Source organism: Cohnella sp. OV330, assembly GCF_900112065.1.
In the GTDB taxonomy this organism is placed as follows: domain Bacteria; phylum Bacillota; class Bacilli; order Paenibacillales; family Paenibacillaceae; genus Cohnella.
The window spans coordinates 660327-680928 of the sequence record NZ_FOKE01000001.1; the positions used below are offsets into that span (position 1 = coordinate 660327).

19 protein-coding genes are annotated in these 20602 nt (G+C 60.8%); 5 read left to right on the forward strand and 14 right to left on the reverse strand.

Going from position 1 to position 20602, the window contains the following annotated elements:
* Positions 1-205: 205 nt before the first annotated feature.
* From BM235_RS02520 to BM235_RS02535, 4 genes are all read right to left on the reverse strand, one after another.
* Entirely contained in the window at positions 206-1576 is a 1371-nt protein-coding gene (locus tag BM235_RS02520) for an extracellular solute-binding protein (protein ID WP_090108949.1), read from the reverse strand.
* Positions 1577-1733: 157 nt separating this feature from the next.
* Positions 1734-2561 carry a carbohydrate ABC transporter permease gene (locus tag BM235_RS02525; RefSeq protein WP_090108950.1) on the reverse strand — a complete coding sequence of 276 codons (828 nt, stop codon included), beginning with the start codon at positions 2559-2561 and terminating at the stop codon, positions 1734-1736.
* 14 nt (positions 2562-2575) lie between these two features.
* Positions 2576-3448, reverse strand: coding sequence for a carbohydrate ABC transporter permease (locus BM235_RS02530; RefSeq protein WP_090108951.1), 873 nt, complete (start codon positions 3446-3448; stop codon positions 2576-2578).
* Positions 3449-3468: 20 nt separating this feature from the next.
* Positions 3469-4485 (reverse strand): LacI family DNA-binding transcriptional regulator, encoded by a 1017-nt coding sequence (locus tag BM235_RS02535; protein WP_158543664.1) that lies wholly within the window; start codon positions 4483-4485, stop codon positions 3469-3471.
* Between the two features lie 812 nt (positions 4486-5297).
* Between BM235_RS02535 and BM235_RS02540 the strand changes: the two genes are divergently transcribed.
* On the forward strand, positions 5298-5819 hold the full coding sequence (locus BM235_RS02540; RefSeq protein WP_143106619.1) for a PDDEXK family nuclease: 522 nt from the start codon (positions 5298-5300) through the stop codon (positions 5817-5819).
* A 772-nt stretch (positions 5820-6591) separates the two neighbouring features.
* Here BM235_RS02540 and BM235_RS02550 read toward each other — a convergent pair.
* Genes BM235_RS02550 through BM235_RS02560 form a run of 3 tightly spaced genes read right to left on the reverse strand, consistent with a single transcriptional unit; the run spans position 6592 to position 9362 of the window.
* The gene (locus tag BM235_RS02550; protein WP_090108955.1) at positions 6592-7395 is read right to left on the reverse strand and encodes an ABC transporter permease; all 804 of its coding nucleotides are present in this window, start codon (positions 7393-7395) and stop codon (positions 6592-6594) included.
* Between the two features lie 9 nt (positions 7396-7404).
* Entirely contained in the window at positions 7405-8199 is a 795-nt protein-coding gene (locus tag BM235_RS02555) for an ABC transporter permease (protein ID WP_090108956.1), read from the reverse strand.
* Positions 8196-9362 carry an ABC transporter ATP-binding protein gene (locus BM235_RS02560; RefSeq protein WP_090108957.1) on the reverse strand — a complete coding sequence of 389 codons (1167 nt, stop codon included), beginning with the start codon at positions 9360-9362 and terminating at the stop codon, positions 8196-8198. The genes BM235_RS02555 and BM235_RS02560 overlap by 4 nt, the downstream gene beginning before the upstream one ends.
* A gap of 171 nt (positions 9363-9533) precedes the next feature.
* Here BM235_RS02560 and BM235_RS02565 point away from each other — a divergent pair, with 171 nt between their 5' ends.
* Both BM235_RS02565 and BM235_RS02570 read left to right on the forward strand, forming a co-directional pair.
* Positions 9534-10502 (forward strand): LCP family protein, encoded by a 969-nt coding sequence (locus BM235_RS02565; RefSeq protein WP_255374023.1) that lies wholly within the window; start codon positions 9534-9536, stop codon positions 10500-10502.
* Positions 10503-10598: 96 nt separating this feature from the next.
* The gene (locus BM235_RS02570; protein ID WP_090108959.1) at positions 10599-11933 is read left to right on the forward strand and encodes a glutamate-1-semialdehyde 2,1-aminomutase; all 1335 of its coding nucleotides are present in this window, start codon (positions 10599-10601) and stop codon (positions 11931-11933) included.
* 326 nt (positions 11934-12259) lie between these two features.
* On the opposite strand, the gene BM235_RS02575 is transcribed toward BM235_RS02570, so the two are convergent.
* A complete protein-coding gene (locus BM235_RS02575) occupies positions 12260-12634 on the reverse strand; it encodes a winged helix-turn-helix transcriptional regulator (RefSeq protein ID WP_090108960.1) in 375 nt (124 codons plus the stop codon).
* A 139-nt stretch (positions 12635-12773) separates the two neighbouring features.
* Here BM235_RS02575 and BM235_RS02580 point away from each other — a divergent pair, with 139 nt between their 5' ends.
* Together BM235_RS02580 and BM235_RS02585 are read left to right on the forward strand one after the other, a co-directional pair.
* On the forward strand, positions 12774-13670 hold the full coding sequence (locus BM235_RS02580; RefSeq protein ID WP_090108961.1) for an alpha/beta fold hydrolase: 897 nt from the start codon (positions 12774-12776) through the stop codon (positions 13668-13670).
* Positions 13667-14179, forward strand: coding sequence for a dihydrofolate reductase family protein (locus BM235_RS02585; RefSeq protein WP_090108962.1), 513 nt, complete (start codon positions 13667-13669; stop codon positions 14177-14179). Before BM235_RS02580 ends, BM235_RS02585 begins: the two co-directional genes overlap by 4 nt.
* A gap of 90 nt (positions 14180-14269) precedes the next feature.
* Here the strand turns inward: BM235_RS02585 and BM235_RS02590 are convergent, their stop codons facing one another.
* From BM235_RS02590 to BM235_RS02615, 6 genes are all read right to left on the reverse strand, one after another.
* Entirely contained in the window at positions 14270-14596 is a 327-nt protein-coding gene (locus BM235_RS02590) for a hypothetical protein (RefSeq protein WP_369803453.1), read from the reverse strand.
* Between the two features lie 108 nt (positions 14597-14704).
* On the reverse strand, positions 14705-15541 hold the full coding sequence (locus BM235_RS02595) for an inositol monophosphatase family protein (RefSeq protein WP_090108963.1): 837 nt from the start codon (positions 15539-15541) through the stop codon (positions 14705-14707).
* Positions 15542-15677: 136 nt separating this feature from the next.
* Positions 15678-16496 (reverse strand): sulfite exporter TauE/SafE family protein, encoded by an 819-nt coding sequence (locus tag BM235_RS02600; RefSeq protein ID WP_369803454.1) that lies wholly within the window; start codon positions 16494-16496, stop codon positions 15678-15680.
* A 458-nt stretch (positions 16497-16954) separates the two neighbouring features.
* Positions 16955-17998: a UV DNA damage repair endonuclease UvsE gene (uvsE, locus tag BM235_RS02605; RefSeq protein WP_090108965.1), complete on the reverse strand. Its 1044-nt coding sequence runs from the start codon at positions 17996-17998 to the stop codon at positions 16955-16957.
* A 187-nt stretch (positions 17999-18185) separates the two neighbouring features.
* A complete protein-coding gene (gene nagA / locus BM235_RS02610; protein WP_090108966.1) occupies positions 18186-19376 on the reverse strand; it encodes an N-acetylglucosamine-6-phosphate deacetylase in 1191 nt (396 codons plus the stop codon).
* Positions 19366-20370: an ROK family protein gene (locus tag BM235_RS02615; protein WP_090108967.1), complete on the reverse strand. Its 1005-nt coding sequence runs from the start codon at positions 20368-20370 to the stop codon at positions 19366-19368. Before BM235_RS02615 ends, nagA begins: the two co-directional genes overlap by 11 nt.
* Positions 20371-20602: the final 232 nt, after the last annotated feature.

Sequence of the window (20602 nt, forward strand, 5' to 3'; positions counted from 1 at the left end):
TTCTGTCTCTCCTTCCGTGAGCCCGTGCAGGTCTTGCGGTTCGCCCGGGCCGTCCGGACGGCCGGAACGACGGTTCGTACGGGAAGGCTCCCGGCCGCTCGTCGTCCCGGCTCCGCTCGCTGCCGGTCGGCAGCGGCGGTTCCGGTCGAGTAGGACCCTTTTGTCCGTCCATCCGTTACTCAGTGGCTTAAATCGTAGATACGCTTTAGTCGACCTTCAGTTCGGGGAAGGCGTTTTTGACTTCCTTCTTGAAGCTCGCGACGACTTTGTCGTAATCCGTCTTGTTCGCGACGCCTTGGCCCGCCGTCTTGCGCCACAGGCTCAGGATCTCTTCGCCGTACTTGTCGGCGGACAGCGCAGGCAGCTTCGTGACGGTGTCGTAGTAAGGCTTCAGGATGTTCTGGTCGCCGAAGAAGCTCGACTTGAACGAGTCCATATTGTCTTGGTATACCGTAGCGAGACCCGGCATGTTGCCCGTCTTGCCGAGGTTGTAAGTCTGCCATTCGGAGCTTGCGATATACTTAATGAATTCATAGGCCAGTTCCTTGTTCGGCGACTTGTCGTAAATGCCGCGGTACGTGCCGCCGGTGTAGAAGCCGAGCGGCGTAGACGCGACGCCGAATTTGCCGACGGCTTTGTCGTCCTTGTTGTCGATCATGAAGCCTGCCCATGCCGGCATGGACGTCAGCACGACCGTGCCGCTGTTCAGCGCCGTGCCCCAGCCCGCCGACATGAATTCCAGCTTGGCGTCGACGTTGTTCTCGCGAATCTTTTGTTGAACCGCGTACGTGTCTTTCCACTTCGGGTCAATGTTGAGCGCGCCGTCTTTCACCCACGGCTCCGTGTTGTACGCCATGATGTCGAACAAATCCCCGGCGTTCTCGATGAGGTGGACTTTGCCGCCGCTTTGGTCATACACCTTCTTGCCGGTCTCGATCAGCTTATCCCAGTCGCTCACCATCGCGCCGATCTCGGTTGCGTCGTCCGTGCCGAGGTATTTCTTCGCCGTTTCCTTCAGGTACCAGAAGCCGCCCGGAGACGAGTGATCGGAGATCGCCTTCAGCTTGCCGTCGGAGGAACGTCCGAGTCCTTGTACGTAAGGCACGTAGTCCTTGACCAGGTCTTCGCCGCCCATCGCGGACAGGTCTGCCAGAAACTTGGAGTCGATGAACTTGCCGATGTAGCCGCGCTCCAGGTCGAAGATATCGGGCAGGTCCTTGCCGCTTTGCAGCGCGGTCAGCAGCTTCGTTTGATATTGATCGCCAGGGAACATCTTGACTTCAACCTGTACGCCCGGGTTCTTTTCCATGAACTTCGCGGCCATGTCTTTCACCTGGTCGAAAAACGTCCAGATGACGAGCTTGCCGGACAGCGCGCTCGGCGCCGCGGATTCGCTAGCGGAGGCCGATGACGAAGGAGAGGCGGGCTCGGAGGCCGACGCCGACGGAGATGCCGAATCCGATGCCGAAGACGACGGAGATGCGTTGTTGCCGTTATTGTTGCCGCCGCAAGCGGACAGCAGCGTAAGGATAAGGATGAGCGCCAGCGATACGGGAAGCCATGATTTTCTTTTCAAAGCAATCGCCCCTTTAGATCGTTTAGTGAGAACCTAAAGCTTGTCATACACCGGGTTCCTTGCGGTTGACTGCGCTTTCACAACTCCTTCAGTCCGTACGGGACCCGCATCACCTCTTTCGCGAAGTGTCATTGTCGTTCAATAGGTCCGTTTCCGCTTAGCCTTTGACTGCGCCTGCCGCTACGCCGCTGATGATCTGTTTCGACATCAAGGCGAAGAAGACGAGCAGCGGGATGACGGAGATGGCGATGCCGACATACTGGGCGCCGAAGTCGGAGGAGAACGCCGACTTGACGCTGGCGATCATGACGGGAAGGGTCTGCTTGTCGTTGTCGAACAGGATGATCATCGGGGTCAGGAAGTCGTTCCATTTGCCGATGAAGGAGAAGATCGCGAGCGTCGCGATGGCCGGCCCCATGAGCGGGAGCACGATCCGGTGGAAGATCCGCCACTCCCCGCAGCCGTCGATCCGCCCGGATTCGATGATCTCGTCGGGGATCGAAGCGTCCGCGAACTGGCGCATCAGGAAGATGCCGAACGCGTTGTACAACGATTGAAGCAGCAGCGGCCAGTACGTATCGGTCAGCTGCAGCATGCTCATGACCTTATAAAAGCCGATGATGCCGAGTTGTCCCGGGATCATCATCGTGCCGAGTACGAACAAGAACAGGAAGTTCCGGTAGCGGAAGCGGTACTTGGAGAAGCCGAAGCCCGCCAACGCCGCGAAGTAGACGTTGAGGATCGTCGCCGTGACCGAGATGAACACGGTGTTCGCGAAGCCGCGCCAGATGTTGACGGAGCCGACGAGCCGGTTATAGTTGTTCGCAAGCTCCGTGCCGGGCCACAGCAGCAGCTTGCTGGCGATCTCGGAGTTCGCGTGGGTCGACGTAATGAGCATGCTGTAGAAAGGAACGAGACAAACGAACGAGACGGCGGCCAGCAAGAGATACAGCAAGGCTTTGGTGTGGGTATATCCGGATCTCATATGCGAGGCGCCTCCTATTCCTTTGTTCTCGTGGCCAGTGTCGTGATCGCGGTGAAAAACATAACGACGACGAAGATTCCGTAGGCGACGGCCGAACCATAGCTGTAGTCGAAGTTTTTGAATGCGGTCTCATACAGGTACATGATCATCGTGCGCGTCGAGTTGCCCGGACCGTCCCCCAGCATGAGGGGCGCGTCGAACAGTTGCAGGCCCCCGATGACCGAGGTGATGAAAGTGAACAGCATGACCGGGCGGAGCAGCGGCAGAATGATCCGGCGGATGATGATCGGCTTCGTCGCCCCGTCCACCTCGGCAGCCTCGTATACTTCCTTGGAAATGCCCTGTAGACCGGCGATGAAGATAATGAGATTAAACCCGAAGTATTGCCAGCAGATGACGCCCGCGACGATGATCCGCGACCACCAGGGATTGTTGAACCAATTGACCGGATCGTTGACGAGGCCGATGTTCATGAGCACCTTGTTGATGCTGCCCGTCTGCCAGTCGAACATGAGGCTGAACAGAACGCCGAGCGTGACCGGCGTGACGATGTGCGGGAAGTAGAATACCGCCCGGAAAAAATGCTTGCCCCGGATGAACCGTTCGTTCAGGATGAGCGCGAGCCCGAGCGCGAGCAAGATCTGCGGGACGATCGACATGATCCAGATAATTAGCGTGCTGCCGATCGTCTGGAAGAAGAAGCTGTCGTGAATCAGTCGGGTATAGTTGGCGGCGCCGACGTATACCGGATCGCTGAAGCCGTCCCACTTGGTCAGGCTGAGATAGAAGGTATACAGAATCGGCGCCAGGCCGATGAGCAGAAATCCGATAAAAAACGGCGCGATGAAAATGTAACCGTAGAAGGACTTGTTGATTTTCGTGTTCATGCGCATCAACCCTCTTTTAATCAGATGGAAGTCGGTCTGTCGCAGGAATCGCGGACGACTAGATGGGGCTTCAGCAAGCTGAAAGAGCGGCTGTCGACACTCTCATACTCCCCCTCGATCCGGCGGAATAATCCGTCGGCCGCCAGCATGCCGATCTCCTGGAACGGCTGCCGCACGGTCGTGAGCGACGGGAACACCCACTCCGAGATCGAGATGTCGTCGAAGCCGACGAGCGAGAGCCGCGAAGGCACGCTCAGTCCCTGCTCCTGGATCGCCCGGAGCGCGCCGATCGCCGTCTCGTCGTTCGAAGCCACGACGGCCGTGAATCCCCCGACCTTCAGCAGCTTGCGCATCGCCTCGTAGCCCCCTTGGTTGCTCCAATCGGACTCTGAGATCCAGGCCGGGTTCGCCGCCAGACCGAGCGCCTCCATCGATTGGCGGAAGCCCTTGAGCCGATACTTGCTCGCGCCGGCATGCGGCGGGCCCGCGATGTAGGCGATCTCCCGGTGGCCGAGGCCGTGCAAGTAACTCACGATCTCCTCAAGGCCTGCAGCGTTGTCGACGTCGACCGACATGAGCCCTTCCATCTCGCCGTGATCTCCGACGAGCGCGATCGGGTAGGCCGAGTCTCTGAATTCGGCCAAGTCTTCCTCGGTCCGCTTCTGGAAGCTGACGAGGATCAGCCCGTCGACCTGGCCCTCGTACAGCAGCGACAAGAACTCCCGCTCGCTGCCGTAATTGGACGTCCAGCTGTAGAAGATACAATTGAAGCCTCTGCGCCCCGCGACGATCTCGATGCCGCGGATGATGCCCGAGTAGAACACGTTCGAGATATTGTCGACGACGACGCCGATCGTGTTGGTCTTATCCATGACCAGCCTGCGGGCATTGGCGTTGCGGTGAAAGTTAAGCTCCTCGATCGCCCGGTCCAGCGCCTCCTGCGTGGCGCGCTTGACCTTCTGCCCGTTGAGATAACGGGATACCGTGCTTTTGGAAGTATTGGCAAGTCTCGCTACGTCGTGAATGGTAGGTCCCATGGTTCTTCCTGCTTTCCTTGGATGGTGTAGGTTCTCGCCAACGTTCAGGTCGCTTCGGCGCCCCTTATGGTACGCCGGCGACCGACGGAGCAAGTAACCACCGATGAACGGATGATTTCGGGAACGTTCCCATTTTAACACGAGACCGGAAATTGCGGTATTTCTTCGTTGCGATGTTGCGAAAGATTGCTCTACGTCGTACCGCCAAATTTCATTCGACACGAATGCGACAACCAACTCTACCCTTATCTGCAACGACTCAAGCAAAAACGCTTTCAATTTCATTTTGGGAACGTTCCTATTTTTTTGATAAAAGAGACCGGCGAAACTTAAGTTTCTGCGTTCGTTGATACGACGGCTCGCTATTACCGTGTCGTTGCTCCCCCTACACGAAGCGGCTCAGCCAGCACTCTGTTTTACGCTAACCTTGCTCATTCATTGCATCGCATTGTTTTGGGAACGTTCCCAATTATGATATTAAAATGTGTATGCGCTTATATTACAAACATAACGTCCTCTTGTCAATAGCTCGACAGCGGTTTTCCTCGTCCTGCGTTCCACTTGCAGCGGATGGAAGTTAACGGTATATTTGATCCTATAAATACCTTTGCGCGTGAAGAACACCGCCTCTCCAACTGGAGAAGGCGGTTTTTTATGTTCTATTTTAGGGGGAGATCGCAATATTGGACGAACAGTAAGCTCGATGGCTGGAGGAGCAGCGCCGGGGCCGGACAGGCGAATCGCTGCGCAGGCTTACAGAAGGACATGCGTTTAACGAGTCCCTATTCGCCAAACAAATCTGGTTGTCGGCGGTGGGCAACTTCGATTACCTATATGCGGAATACGAGGTTCCGGGCTTTGGCGAGGGCTCGTTCTTCATCGATCATGCCTACTTGAGGCCGCCGCACAAGGTCGGATGGGAGATCGACGATTTCAGCACGCATGGGCAGCACGCAAGTCGCCGTACGTTTGAATACGAGCGTGAAAGGCAGAACCTGCTGGTGCTGGATGGGTGGACCGTCTTTCGCCTGCCGCTGGATATGATCCGGGAGCGCCCGCGCAAGTGCCAGCAATTCGTGCTTCAGACGCTTGGCAGATTGTACGGAGACTTCGGAGCGGACAAAGAAATAACGCTTCCGCTTAAGCAGCGTGAGATCTTGCGGTTTGCTCATAAGCTGCAACGGCCTTTTACCCCCGCCGATATACGCGTCTTTCTTGGCACTGGCGACAAACTAACACGCTTGTTGCTTCATGATCTCGTCATGAAAGGATGGCTGGACGCAGCGTCGGGCACACAGCGAGTTAGGTCGTTTCAACTTCGGAAAAGGCATTGATAATGCGAATAAGGCGCTCAGCACTTGTTGCATACGTGTCTTACAGCCGTGCTGAGCGCCGCTCCTCGCTAAGCTCCACCATTCGCACGATGGGCGGTATTACGCACCACGCCATTCGCACAATAGCGGCACTGAATACCGTTTACCTCGCGTGGCCCCTCCATTCGCACAATAGCGGCTCTGAGCACCGTTATTGCCTCACACAGCCCCAAAATTCGCACTATAGCGGCACCGAGGACCTTTATTACCTCGCGTGGCCCCGCCATTCGCACAATAGCGGCACTGAGCACCGTTATTGTCCCCCGTGGCCCCGCCATTTGCACAATAGCGGTACTGAGCACCGTTATTGCCTCGCACGGCCCCACCATGCGCACAATAGCGGCACTGAACACCGTTATTGTCCCCCGCGGCCCCGCCATTCGCACAATAGCGGCACTGAACACCGTTATTACCTCGCGTGGCCCCGCCATTCGCACAATAGCGGCACTGAGCACCGTTATTGCCTCGCACAGCCCCACCATTCGCACAATAGCGGCACTGAGCACCGTTATTGCCTCACACAGCCCCACCATTCGCACAATAGCGGCACTGAGCACCGTTATTGTCCCCCGTGGCCCCGCCATTCGCACAATAGCGGCACTGAACACCGTTATTACCTCGCACGGCCCCACCATGCGCACAATAGCGGTACTGAGCACCGTTATTACCTCGCGAGGCCCCGCCATTCGCTCAATAGCGGAACTTTCTTCCGCTATCACCTCCCACCCTACCCCTAGCTCCCCGCCCCCCGGTAGCGCTTCACGCCGCGGTTCCATACCGCGAGGCCGATGCCCGCGGCGATGAGGCCGACGACTGGCGTCATCCACGCCATGAAGACGTCGCGGTGCGCCTCGAGGAAGAACATCGCCGGGTACACGCCGACGAAGGCAAACGGCAGCACCCAGGTGAGCAAAAAGCGGATGCCCCGGTTGTAGATCTGGACCGGATAGCGGCCGTAGCTCTGAATGTTGTACATAAGCGGGATGATGCCCGTCGGCGCGTCGGAGTAGAAAGAGATCGCCGCCAGCGTTACATAGATCCCCGTGTAGATGAGCACCGAGCCCAGCACCATGACGACGAGCACGAACGGGTCGTACCAGTCGAACGCGAGCCCGAGTTTCCCCCACGCCGTGCCCATGATCGCGAGCCCCACGAGCGAGGAGACGAGCGACGGCGGGTCTACGTTTTCCAGCATGACCTGCGCCAGAGAGTGGGCGGGCCGCGTCAGCACGCGGTCCATCTCGCCCTTGATGATGTAGCGGTCGCCGAAGTTCCATAGATTCGTGAAGGCGCCGAACACCCCTTGCGCGATCATGAAGTAGCCGTAGACGAATACGACCTCGGATTCGCTCCAGTCCCCGAGCGTCGGGGTATGCTGGAACACGATAAAGATGAACACGAGATTCGTCAGCGAGAACAGCAGGTCGCTCACGACCTCGACCCAGAAGTCGGCGCGGTAAGTCAGCTTCACTTTGGCGTAGTTGGCGATGTATTCCTTAAACAATCCGAACGTGTAGCCCAATCTGGACAGTCTCATATCTCTTCGTCAACCTCCTTGCACGAACAGCCGCTTACGCGCCGACCGCCACATGAGCACGATCGGGACGACGAGGACCGCGAACCAGCCGATTTGAATGAGCAGCGCGTGCCAAGTCTCCGCCTCGCTCGTCCTGCCCGTGAACACCGAGCTCGGCAAATACGTAATCGCCTGGAACGGCAGCCAGTCCATGGCCGCCCGCCCCCATGCCGGGAAAAAGGCGATCGGCACGACGACGCCGGACAGCAGGTCGACGAGCACGCGTTTCAAGCGCATGAGCCCCTCGTTGTTCTCGACGAAGAAAGCGAAGAGGCCGGTCAAAATGTTGAGCTGGGTGTTGATCAGGAAGCTGAACCAGATCATGACGAAAAACACGATCCAGCGCATCGGATCCGACGGAAGCGTCACATGGAACAGCAGCGTCGCCAGAATCATCCCCGGCACCATGAACAGCAGCAGGCGAAACACGCCCTCGCCGAAGCCCTGCATCATTTTCACCATTAAATAATTGATCGGCCGCGTCATCTGCACCGCCACGCTGCCGTCGCGAATCTCGTTCGAGATCTCGCGGTCCAGGTTGTTGAAGTAAAAAGCGCGCGCCATCCAAGACACGGCCACGTAAGTCGTCATCTGCTCGACCGTAAAGCCTGCCAGTGTCTCGGCCTCGCCGTAGATCGCTTTCCACAGGAAGTAGTACGCGCCGATGTTAATGGCATAAACGATGATACCGCTATAATAATTAACGCGGTAAGCGAGCATCGTCAAAAAGCGGATGCGAATAAATTCGAAGTAAGCGGCGTTCACGGCTTGGTCGCCTCCGCCTGTGCGGTAGGCCGCGAACTGTCGGTGCTTGCGTTATCGCTCACTGTACCGTTGTCTGCGCCATTTTCAGCGCCGTTTGCTTCTCCGCCGCCTTCTCCATCGTCTCGGCCGCCGGGACCGCCGACCGCCAGCGCCTCCGCCGGCGTCTGCGCGCTGCCCGTCCGGTAAATCTCGCGCACGATCTCCTCGGTGTTCGTCTCGATGATCTTGATATCGCTGATCTCCATCGTGCCGACGACGCGCGACAGCACCTCCGACACGTTGATCTCGAGCGGAATCCATACCGTCGCGGTATACGCGTCGCCGAGACTCCACTTGACGTCCAAGCCGTCCGTCAACGCGGCCAATCTGTCCACCCGCACCGCGTCGCCGAACGTGAAGACGACCTCGCGGCCTTTGCCCCAGCGCGTCTTCAGCTCTTCCAGCCCGCCGTCGTAGATGATCCTGCCGTCGTCCAGCATGATGACGCGCGAGCAGAGCGCTTCGATGTCCTGCAGATCGTGCGTCGTGAGCAGGATCGTCGTGCCGCGTTCGCGATTGATCCGTTTCAGGAACTCGCGGATCTCCGTCTTCACGACGATGTCGAGGCCGATCGTGGGCTCGTCCAGGAACAAAATCGATGGATTGTGCAGCAGCGCCGCCGCCAGCTCGCAGCGCATCCGCTGGCCGAGGCTCAGCTTCCGCACCGGGCGGTTCAATAGCTCGCCGAGCGATAGCGTCTCGACGAGTTCGTCAAGCAGACGCTTGAAGTCGTTTTCGCCGACGCCGTACACCTTGCGCAGCAGCCGGAACGATTCGATGACGCCGATGTCCCACCACAACTGACTCCGCTGCCCGAACACGACGCCGATGCCTTGGACGAACTTTTCCCTTTCCTTATGCGGCACGTAGCCGTTGACCTTGATATGCCCGGACGTCGGGACGAGGATGCCGGTCAGCATCTTGATCGTCGTCGACTTGCCGGCGCCGTTCTCCCCGATATAGCCGCAAATCTCGCCCTGCGGGATCTGGAAGCTGATGTCCTTGACCGCGGTCACTTCCGTATATTCGCGCTTGAAAAGGTCTTTTAGCGCCCCGCCGATGCCTTCGCGGTTTTTCTGAACATTGAACTGCTTGCGCAGATCGCGTACGTCGATGGCTAACATTCCATATTCCTCCGTGATTCGACTTAACTTGATTCGAGTCGTGCGGGAACTATATAATTCAATATGATATCTTACAGGAGATTGATCTTAACGTAAAACGAAGGGAACATGAGGATGCGCAGTCAGCCGCGAAAAAAAAGAAGATGGCCCCTTTACACGGGTCTCTCCATATTGGCGATCGTCATCGCCTTTGTCGCATGGTACGTCTATAGCGGGTACCATGCGCTGGACCGGCTCGAAAAACCGAAGGAAGACTCGATTTTCAGCAACGTGCCCGAGAAGCCTGAGGAACAGCCGCCCGAATGGACCGGCTCCGAACGCGTCAATGTCCTGCTTATGGGCGGGGACAACCGGGGACTTACTAAGGGTGAAGCGCCTCGATCCGACTCGATGCTCATCGCTTCGTTCGACCCGACGTCAAAGAAGGTTCACCTCTTCTCGATCTTGCGCGATACGTACGTGAAGATTCCGGGACACGGCTCGGATCGTCTCAACGCGGCGCTCTCGATCGGCGGGCCCAACCTGTCCATGAAGACGATCTCCGAATTGACCGGTCTTGATATCCAGTATTATGTGTACGCGGACTTCCAGGGCTTCATCAAGCTGGTGGACGCGATCGGCGGCGTGGACTTTTATGTAGAAAAGGACATGAAATATACGTCTGCAGCCGACAAGCACCTGTACGATATCGATCTGAAACAGGGGCAGCAGCATCTCGACGGCGATCATGCGCTGCAGTACGTGCGCTTCCGTCACGACAAGCTCAGCGACTTTACGCGCACCGAGCGCCAGCGCGCCTTCCTCGGCGCGGTCGCCGACAAGCTGCAGTCCGGCTGGAACTTGATTAAGCTGCCGATCATACTCAACAAAGTCGTGCCTTATGTCGATACCAACATGTCGGTCAACGACATGTGGAAGCTCGCCAGCCTCGGTTACAAGTCGCACCAGGCCGGCTCCGCGCAGCTGCCGCCGATGGATAATCTGGTCGAGCAGAACATCGGAGGCTCGACGATCGGCATTCGCGACGAGGACAAGCTGCGCGAGTACATCCAGGAAGTGCTCGCCTCGGATTCGTCGGCGGCTTCGGCTTCGCCTTCTCCGTCCGGCTCTGCTTCTGCGTCCGCGAGCGCCACGCCATAAACTTCACGTTCGCCAAGATGGGGACCGCCGATTCGGCGGTCTCTTCACGTTCGCTCGCTTCAGACCCCTATCCCATTCGCTCAGGAGGCCCCTTATATGCCGAATCCTCAAGCAAGCCCGAATCCAAGACCCGAATCCGCGCGCCTTTACGAAGAAGCCCAGCGCCATATCGTCGGCGGCGTCAACAGCCCGTCGCGCTCCTTCAAGGCCGTCGGCGGCGGCGCGCCCGTGTTCATGCAGCGCGCCGAAGGCGCCTACTTCTGGGACGTGGACGGCAACCGCTACCTCGACTATCTGGCCGCATTCGGCCCGATCATCACCGGCCACGCGCATCCGCACGTCACTTCGGCGATCGTGCGCGCCGCGCAGAACGGCACGCTGTACGGCACGCCGACCGAAGGCGAGGTCACGCTCGCGCGCATGCTGAAGGACGCGATCCCGTCGCTGGATAAAGTGCGCTTCGTCAACTCCGGCACCGAAGCCGTCATGACGACGATCCGCGTCGCGCGCGCGGCCACCGGGCGCAACAAGATCGTCAAGTTCGCCGGCTGCTACCACGGCCACTCCGACCTTGTGCTCGTCGCCGCGGGCTCGGGGCCCTCGACGCTGGGCATTCCCGATAGCGCGGGCATCCCGGTCAGCATCGCAAGCGAAGTGATCACTGTGCCTTTCAACGACGCCGAAGGACTGCGGCTCGCGCTCGAGGCTTGGGGCGACGATGTGGCCGCCGTCATGATCGAGCCGATCGTCGGCAACTTCGGCATGGTGATGCCGAAGCCGGGCTTCCTCGAGGACGTGTGCCGCATGGCCCGCGCGGCCGGCGCGCTCGTCATTTACGACGAGGTCATCACGGCGTTCCGGTTTCATTACGGCACGACGCAGACATACGCTGCGGCGTTCCCGGACCTTGCCGCGATCGAGCCGGACCTGACGGCGCTCGGCAAGATCATCGGCGGCGGCCTGCCGATCGGCGCCTACGGCGGCCGCGCCGAGATCATGGCGCAGGTCGCGCCGCTCGGCCCCGCCTACCAGGCGGGCACGATGGCCGGCAACCCCGCCTCCATCGCGGCGGGTATCGCCTGCCTCGAGGTGCTGCGCGAGCCGGGCGTCTACGCGCGCATGGAGGCGCTCGGCACGCGCCTCGCCGACGGCCTGCGCGAATCCGCGGCGCGTAACGGCGTGCCGCTGACGGTCAACCGCATCGCGGGCGCGATCTCGACTCACTTCTGCGACCACCCCGTCACGAACTACGACGAGGCGCAGGATACCGACGGCGAACGCTTCGCGGCGTTCTTCCGCGAGATGCTGTCGCGCAGTATCTATCTGGCGCCGTCCAAGTACGAAGCGTGGTTCCTGACGACCGCGCATACGGACGCGGACATCGACAGGACGCTCGAAGCGGCGGAGGAGAGCTTTAAGGCGATTCGGTAGCCGCCGGAAGAGGAAGAGGAACACGAGCTCGGCACGGAACCGCACATTTTTTGTGCGGTTCTTGTGCATGCGGCGCGGGCGCTCGGCATAGAGCCTTGCGTCCATGCGGACGCGACGCAGAACCGCACATTTCTTGTGCGGTTTTCGTGCATACGGCGCAGGCGCGCGGCTAGAGCCTTGCGTCCATGCGGACGCGATGCAAAACCGCACATTTTTTGTGCGGTTCTCGTTTATGTAGCGCTATACACGCAAAATAACCGCACAGAGTTTGTGCGGTTTTTTGTGATGATCTAGCGGTTGCTCGAGGAGGGCGCGTGCGTTACGCCTTATTCGGACGCCGCCGCGCCGAGGAGTGCTTCCGCTTCCGCTTCCGGCTCGGCCCGTCCGCAGGGCGCCTCCGCCCGCGCCCATTCGCTCATCGCGGCGAAGATCGGCTGCAGCCTGCGGCCGCTGTCCGTGAGCTCGTATTCGACGTGCAGCGGCACGCCGGGATAAAGCGTTCGCGTCACGATTCCCTTCTCTTCCAACATCCGCAACCGGTCGGTCAATGTCTTCGGGCTAATCGGATGGAGCGATCGCCTCAGTTCCCCGAACCGCTTGACATCGTTGAACAGGTCGCGCAGCAGCGGCAGCGTCCATTTGCCGTCCAAAATTTCCAGCAGCGGTTCGATCGTGCCTTGGCATGCCTGGTCCGGTTTCATCTGATATCGTCCTCCGTAGTTCATTTTATGAAACTATTGCACTTAATTGTAACTACTTTTCAAATGTACCATAAGCCTTTACTCTGTGAACAGGGTTGATCGAGCGCGCGATCGACAACCGGGAAAGGAGGGCGTGAGCATGCAAAGACCATTCGAAGTCGATCCCGCGGAGTATCCGTTCGAGGATCGGTGGCTGCCGTACCGGGACGGCACCATTCACTACGTGGACGAGGGCCGGGGACAGACCGTTCTGCTCCTGCACGGCAATCCCACCTGGTCTTATCTTTACCGCAACGTCATCAAGGCGCTGCGTGGGGAGTGCCGCCTGATCGCGTTGGATTACCCCGGCATGGGGATGTCCCGCGCGCCGTCCGGCTACGGCTATACGCCTCAGGAGCATTCGGAGGCGCTCGGCGAGCTGATCGCGTCGCTCGGTCTGACGGACATCGTCCTGGTCGTTCAGGACTGGGGAGGTCCGATCGGACTGAACTATGCGGTACGCAACAGGGACAACGTTCGGGGCATCGTGCTCATGAACACTTGGGCATGGCCCGCCAAGCTGGCCGCGATGAAGCTCTTCTCCGTCGCCATGGGCGGCTGGCCCTTCGGTTACTGGCTGCAGACCAGACGCAATTTTTTCGCACGCAAGATTCTGCCGAGCGGCATCCATCAAGCGAACAAAGTAACAAAGACGCTCGCAAAAGCCTACACGGACCCGTACCCTACGCCGGCATCGAGAATGCCGACCTGGGTTTTCCCCCGCAGCATCCGGAAAGCGCGGAAATGGCTCGCCGGCATCGAAGCAGGGCTTCCGGCCATGGCCGATCTGCCCGCCCGGATCGTCTGGGGAGCGCGCGACAGCGCGGGGTTCCCGCTTGGCGAGATGCGAAGATGGCAGAGCTACCTGCCGAACAGCGACGCCGAGATATTGGAGGACGCATCGCACTACGTCCAGGAGGACCGGCCCGATCGGGTCGCGGCAAGCATACGGAGCGTCATTGAACGCATTCAACGACAATCGGAGGTTCGACTATGAAAACCATTCTATGGGCAACGTTGACGGCAAACGGAAATTACGCGCAATCGGGTCCTGAAAATCCCCCCAAGCCGGAGGCGCTGGGCGACTTCGCCGCGCAGGCCAAGGCAGCGGGCAATTTCATCGTAGGCCGGCGGACATACGAGGCGATGGCGGGCAACGGAGGCGGTGGCGGCCCGTTCGCGGATCTCGACATCGTCGTCGTCTCCGCAAGCGCGAAGGATTTGCCCGGCGTCACGATCGCGGGCACGCCCCAAGAAGCGCTTGATTATCTTCGGGACAGAGGGCATTCGACCGCGCTGTTGTCCGGCGGAGGCGCGCTTCATCAAGCCTTTCTCGGCCAAGGCCTCGTCGACGAGCTTATTTTCAATATCGCTCCCGTACTGGAGGGCAAAGGACTTAACATCCTGCTCGACCAAGAGAAATATGCCTTCCAAGAAGTATCGCTGATCGATACCAAACCGCTCGGAGGCGGCGTCGTGCAGCTTAGGTACGCGCTGGCGCGATAAAAAGGCTTCCGCACGATCTGAATCCCGCGCATTCCCAAAAAACGCACGAAGAAAAAGACGGCCCGCGGGGCCGCCTTTTTCGTTGCCTGCTCACTCGGACTTGGCGCGGTCGTCGTACCGCCCGTCCGCTTCCTTCGCCAGCTTGCGGTACGCCGCCGTCTCTTCGGCGACGGGATCCCGCTCCGTCTGGATCCGGATCTCCCAGCGAGGGGACAAGCGAGCGAGCGCTTCCTCGTTCGGATCGCCGGTCGCCGGCTCTCCTTCGGTCAGCTGCCTCACGAGCTCCGCCTCCGCGCCGGACATGAAGGCCGCCTCGTCGTCCACGTATTCCTCTGCCGCCCGCGCGGCGAGTCCCTCCGGACGCTCCGGCTGCGGCTGCGATTGGTCGAATCTTCCGTCCGATCGATCGTCGCGCATCGTTGTCGCACTCCTTTCTTAAGTAGCATGATCCGTATGCCTTACTCTCATGTACCCCAAGCGGGATCAAATGCTTAAGTGTGGAAACGATACCGCGAGCGAAGACGCTTAAGCGTCCGCAAGCGCCTTCAACAATTCATCGTGAATCAGGCCGTTGCTGGCAGCGATATCGCGAACGCCAAGCGAATAAGGCTGGCCGTTCTGGTCGGTGACGACGCCGCCGGATTCCGCGATCATCAGCGCGCCCGCGGCCAGATCCCAGGCGTTCAGCCCGACCTCCCAGAAGCCGGTGAGCCGGCCCGCGGCGACATAGGCCATGTGCAGCGCGGCGGAGCCGGAGCTGCGGACGTTGCGCACTTGCGGCGCGAGCGCCAGCGTCTGCTTGAGATTGCGCGGCAGCGCCGAGATATGGTCCGCCGGGAAGCCGGTGGCCAGCAGGCTTTGCGCGAGCCCGGGCTCGGCCGACACCTGCATCCGTTTGCCGTGAACGTAGGCGCCCTTCCCCTTCTCCGCGACGAACAACTCGTCTCGCGACGGATCGTAGATGACCCCGACGATCACTTCCCCGCGATAGGCGAGCGCGATCGATACCGAGTAGAACGGGAATCCGTGCACGTAATTGGTCGTTCCGTCGACCGGATCCACGATCCATAGGTACTCGCTGCCGCCCATTTTGGCGATCGATTGCGCCGAAGCCTCCGGCCCGGGCTCGACGCCCTCCTCGCCCAAAAACGAGTGGGTCGGATAGTGCGTCGCGAGCAGGTTGCGGATGAGCCGCTCGGAGCCCTTGTCCACTTCGGTAACGAGATCGTGCTTCGAAAATTTAAGATCGGGCGCCGCGAACTGCCCGATCCTGCTCTTGATCCACTCGCCCGCCTTGGAAGCGCAGTTGATCGCGACGGCCGTGAAGCTCTTGCCCCCGATCGTATTCGGATTGTCGCTCATGTCCTCATCCCTCATTACGCATTATGAATTCGTATCGCTACAACCGCTTGTCTACCGTTGATCTCTCTACTTATACGCGACGGCGCGACGGCGCGTTCCGGCGCTTGGCCCTGCCGCTTGAAGGAAGGGCTTCAAGCTACATCTCGGTCGCGCCCTTGAAGATGAGATACCCAGCCATGATGAGCAAGGTCACGCGCAGCAGCCACATGAGTTGCGGCCCGGACAGCCTCGATGCGACGATCGCGCCGGCGCGGCCGCCAATCAGCGCGCCTGGCGCTAGCGCCAGGAATAGCGGCCAATCGATGTTCCCGTTGTACAGGTGCACGGTGCTGCCCAATATCGAGGACAGGAAAATGACGAACATCGAGCTTGCCGTGGCGACATGCGGCGGAAACCTGAACAGAATCACCATGATCGGCACGAACAGCGAACCGCCGCCGATCCCGAACAAACCCGAGCAGAGCCCGACGGCGAAGCCGATCGTCAGCGCGAGCGGCAGGTTGTATCCGTACACGTGAACGGTGCCCGAGCCGTCGGCGAACGATCGCTTGATCGGCCAATCGATGCGCAGCGGCTTCATCCGCTCGCGGGCCAGCATCAAGCCGAACATCGCGAGCATAAACAGGCCGAACGCCAGCTGAAACGGCCCCTGCGGGATGTAATCGGTCACCAGCGCGCCGATCATGGCTGCGGGTCCGCTCGTGGCGAAGAACAGCCAGCCGCTGCGAAAATCGACCTTGCCCTGCTTGCGGTACGTCCAGGTGGACGTCAGCGCCGTGAAGATCAGCACGGCCAGCGAGGTGCCGACCGCCGTCTGCGATGACACGTCCTCGCCGAGCAGGCTCGGCCCCAGCAGCACGAGCGCGGGCACGATGATGATGCCGCCCCCCAACCCGACGATGCTGCCGAACAGGGCGGCGACGATGCCGATCAGTACGAGGATCATTGTAGCCAACTGCCATTCTCCCTATTTGGTTCTTGTTGGATTGATTCACTTTATTATACCTGTACCGGACCAGGAAGCGAAGCATCGGTTATAGAAAGGGGAACCGGAAGCCGCATCGGCTGCTGTGCTGGTAACTACACGCAATGCTGCCGGACTCAGATGACGCTATTTGAGCGCAATACGGGGAAATAGGCGGTCGTGCGGACACAGCGTACGTTATTCGGTCCAAAGTCGGGCTTCCGCACCCTGTTCAGGCAAAATAACGGATCGAGAGTCCGCACGCCTCTCCCAGAACGCTATCCGCGTTAAAATAACGCCTTTACGGTCCGTTTGCACCTCATGGCTGCGAAGCGAGCATCGAATCTCTGCGAATCTCCGCGAAATCCCGTGAAACGCCCGCGAATCCCTCGCGATACACCTGCGATTCACTCGCGAAGCTCCCGCGAGAACCTGGCTCGCCCCCCAGCTCACTTATCGATCTCTACGCTGGCCCCGTCCACGATCCGGATATCCCCGGCACCGGCCTCCGCGGCTGCGCGAAGATCGTCCATCAGCTTGAACAGCGCCTCGTCCTTCCGCTTGGCTTCGATCATCACGTCGACGGCGGGCGTCGATCCGGCGATCGCGCGCAAAAACGAGAGCAGCGGCTCCAACGACACGTGATCGGCATGCCCCCGCGGATCGGTGGCGCTTTTAGGGGTGGAGACGTGAATTTTGGGCGGCAAGAGCGCGTGCGGAGGCGCCCCTTCTGCAATGCCGTCCGCCTCGCGCTGAAGTCCGTTCCAGCCGTAGTCCAGCCATGTGCGCTGAATTCGGTCCCAGAGCGATTCGGGCGCGATGTCCTCCGGGTTGTTGACCGCATGATGATGAATGTCGAGCACCATCGGGACGCCGGCTTCCTCGCTGATCGCGAGCGTTTCGGCCGCCGTGAACGTCTTGTCGTCGTTCTCGAGCGTCATCCGCCGGACGATGCGCGGCTCGAGCGCGCCGAACTGCGCGAGGAAACGCCGGCCCGCCGCCTCCTTGTCGCCGTAGGTGCCGCCGACGTGGATGTTGCAGGTCGCCCGCTCGTCCAGCCCCATCAGCTCGAACATCCGGACGTGATGGTTCAAGTCCTTGAACGAATTGCGCAGCACCTCCGGCCGCGGCGTGCTGAAGACGGTGAAGTGGTCCGGGTGAAACGAAACGCGGATGCCCGTCTCGCGGACATAAGCGCCGACCGCGGCGAAATCATTCGCAAGGATCGTATAGGGGTCCCAGTCGGCCAGCGCGTCATGCGTCGCGAGCGGAATAAGCTTGGACGTGAGCCGGTAGAGGTGGATGTCCGAGTATTTGCAGTGGCTGAGCAGGCGCTGCGTCTGCTGCAGGTTCTCCTGCGCGATGCGCGCAAGCCGCAGCAGCGCGCCTTCGCGGTCCGGCAGCTTGCTGAAGTTCGTATAGGTCATCGTGCGAGACGGGGATGCGTTCTCCAGCTGCACGGACATGGCGACAAAGCCGAACCTGACGAGCACGGAACCGCCTCCTTTTAACATGAAGTGTACCCTTTGCGGGCACGGCCCACCCACGCATTGCGCAAAAAGAGATCCCTTTGTATGTAAATAACGATATGCAAAATAAAAACGCCACCCCGCCAAGCATCGCTGCTCGAACGGAGTGACGCGAACTGTAGAGGAATGCCGCAACTTGTGACGCAGGACTTCATCCGATCGGACTGTCCGCCGCTTTCTTCGAATAGACCTCGCGGCCCCGGACAAAGGTGGACTGCAGCTCCAGCGCGCCGTCCAACACGAGGAAATCGGCGTCCATCCCCGCTTCCAGCCTTCCCTTGCGCCCCGATACGCCGATCTGCCGGGCCGGGACCTCCGTCAGCGAAGGCAGCACCTCCTCCAGCGGGCGGCCTGTGAACCGCAGTACGTTTCGGAGCGCCTGAAGCATCGTAAGGCTGCTGCCCGCGAGACTCGAACCGTCCTTCAGCCACACCTGCCCGTCCTTCATCGTCGTATCCCCGTATTCTCCGTCGGGCAGTCCCGCGCAGTAGACGGCGTCGGTAATGACGCACACGCCGCGCGCTCCCTTGACGTCGTACAGCAGCTTGACCGCATCCGGATGGACGTGGATGCCGTCGGCGATCAGCTCCGTCGCGAGCTCCGGGCAGATCAGTCCGGCGCCGGCCACGCCCGGCTCCCGATGATGGAACGGGCTCATGCCGTTGAAGTGATGCGTCGTCTGCGTCGCCCCATGCCGGATCGCCTCGCGCATCTGCGCCAGCGTCGCGTCGGAATGGCCGACGGACACGGTGACGCCCGCCCGGGACAGGCGCTCCGCCGCCTCCATGCCGCCTTCGATCTCGGGCGCGAGCGTGACGAGCCGGATGAGGCCCCCGGCCGCCTCGAGATAGCGGCCCAGCTCGTCCGGATTCGCCGGACGAATATTCGCTTTGTCCTGCGCTCCGCAGCGGATCGGGTTCAAGAACGGGCCCTCCAGATGGACGCCGAGCAGCTCCGCGCCTTCGAGTCCCCGCGCGGCTGCCTTGACGGCGTTCCGCAAAGCATCGGCAATCTCCGCCTCGGCGGCGGACTCGGTCGTCGCCAGAAAAGAGGTCGTGCCGTTCGCCGCGTGATACAGGCTCATCCCGTTCAATCCCTCGTACGTGGCGTCCATCGCTTGCCAGCCGCCGCCGCCGTGCACGTGCTGGTCGATCAAACCGGGAATCACGGTTTTCCCGCCCAGGTCCAGAACCTGCGCCTCCGCCGCTTCCAGCTCCGCGCCGCCGACGGCTTCGATCCGTCCGTCGGCGCCGATCAGCAGGCGTCCGTCTTCGATCCTGCCGGCGCCCGCGTAGATCGTTCCGTTCGTCGCTAGCAATGGGCGCCCGATGCTATTCGTCATGTTCGCTGCTCCTCTCCCTTGACCAATTGTCGATCGCGAAGCGCACGGCGCCCACGAGGCCGGCCTTGTCCTGCAGCTTGCCCGGCACCACGGCCGGCCTCCACTCCGCTTCGGGGATATGCACGGCCAGCTCGTCGCGGATGGGCTGCAGCAGATAGTCGCCCGCCGCGGCCACGCCGCCTCCGACGATGATCATCCGCGGATCGACGGCAAAGGCGAGCGCGGCCAGCTTGCGGCCGAGCGCGCGCCCTACGAACCGGAAGATGTCCGCAGCCGCGGCGTCGCCCGCCTGGCAAGCCAGGAAAACGTCGAGCGCGGTGATCGGACGCGCCAGGGTCGCCAAGGACGTAGGCTTGCCGCCGCGCACGGCCTCTTCGGCGAGCCTCGCGATGCCCGGCGCCGAAGCGATCGTCTCGAGACAGCCGCGCTTGCCGCAGTTGCACGGCGCGTCCAGGCCGTCCACGCGGTCATGCCCGATCTCGCCGGCCAACAGGCGGCTCCCCCGCACCAAGACGCCGTCCATCATGATGCCCGCCGACAGCCCCGTCCCCACCGTAATGCAGACCAGGTCGGCGCAGCCTTCGCCCGCCCCCGCTGCGGCTTCGCCCAAAGTATATAGCCTGACGTCGTTGTCGATGTAGACCGGCGCCCCCAGGCGGCGGCTCATCGCTTCCGCGAAGCGCACGTTTTTCCAGCCCATGTTCGAGGCGTCCAGCGCCATCCCGCTCGCGGTATCCACCCAGCCGGGAACGCCGAACCCGGCGGCGGCGATATCGCGGTATCCGTGCGCCAAGGCGAGCGCTTGGATCTCCAGGCCCAGCCGGTCGATGAATTCGGCCGGATCGGACGTCGGACGGCGCGGATCCGCGCGCATCGTCGCGAGCCGCCGCTCGCCGAGCGGCAAGCCGCGCTCGTCGAACAGGCCGATCACCGTGTTCGTCCCGCCGATATCCGCGCCGATAAAGGCCGCGCCAGACTTTCCCGACTTCGCCATCCATGCATACCTCCGTCGCGCAAACGCCTAATATAGCTTCCATGGTAGAACGAATCGGGCTTCGGGCAAACGGGCCGATCTTAATTTATACTGCGGGACTCTTATCCTTAATCCCGATCCGCGAAGCAATCCCGGCTATCCGGCGGGGCGCCCCGGAGTGATTAAGATCCACCCAGTAAAAAGCGCGATCGCCTCATCGCCACGATGCCGCGCCTGAAGTAGACTAGACTGG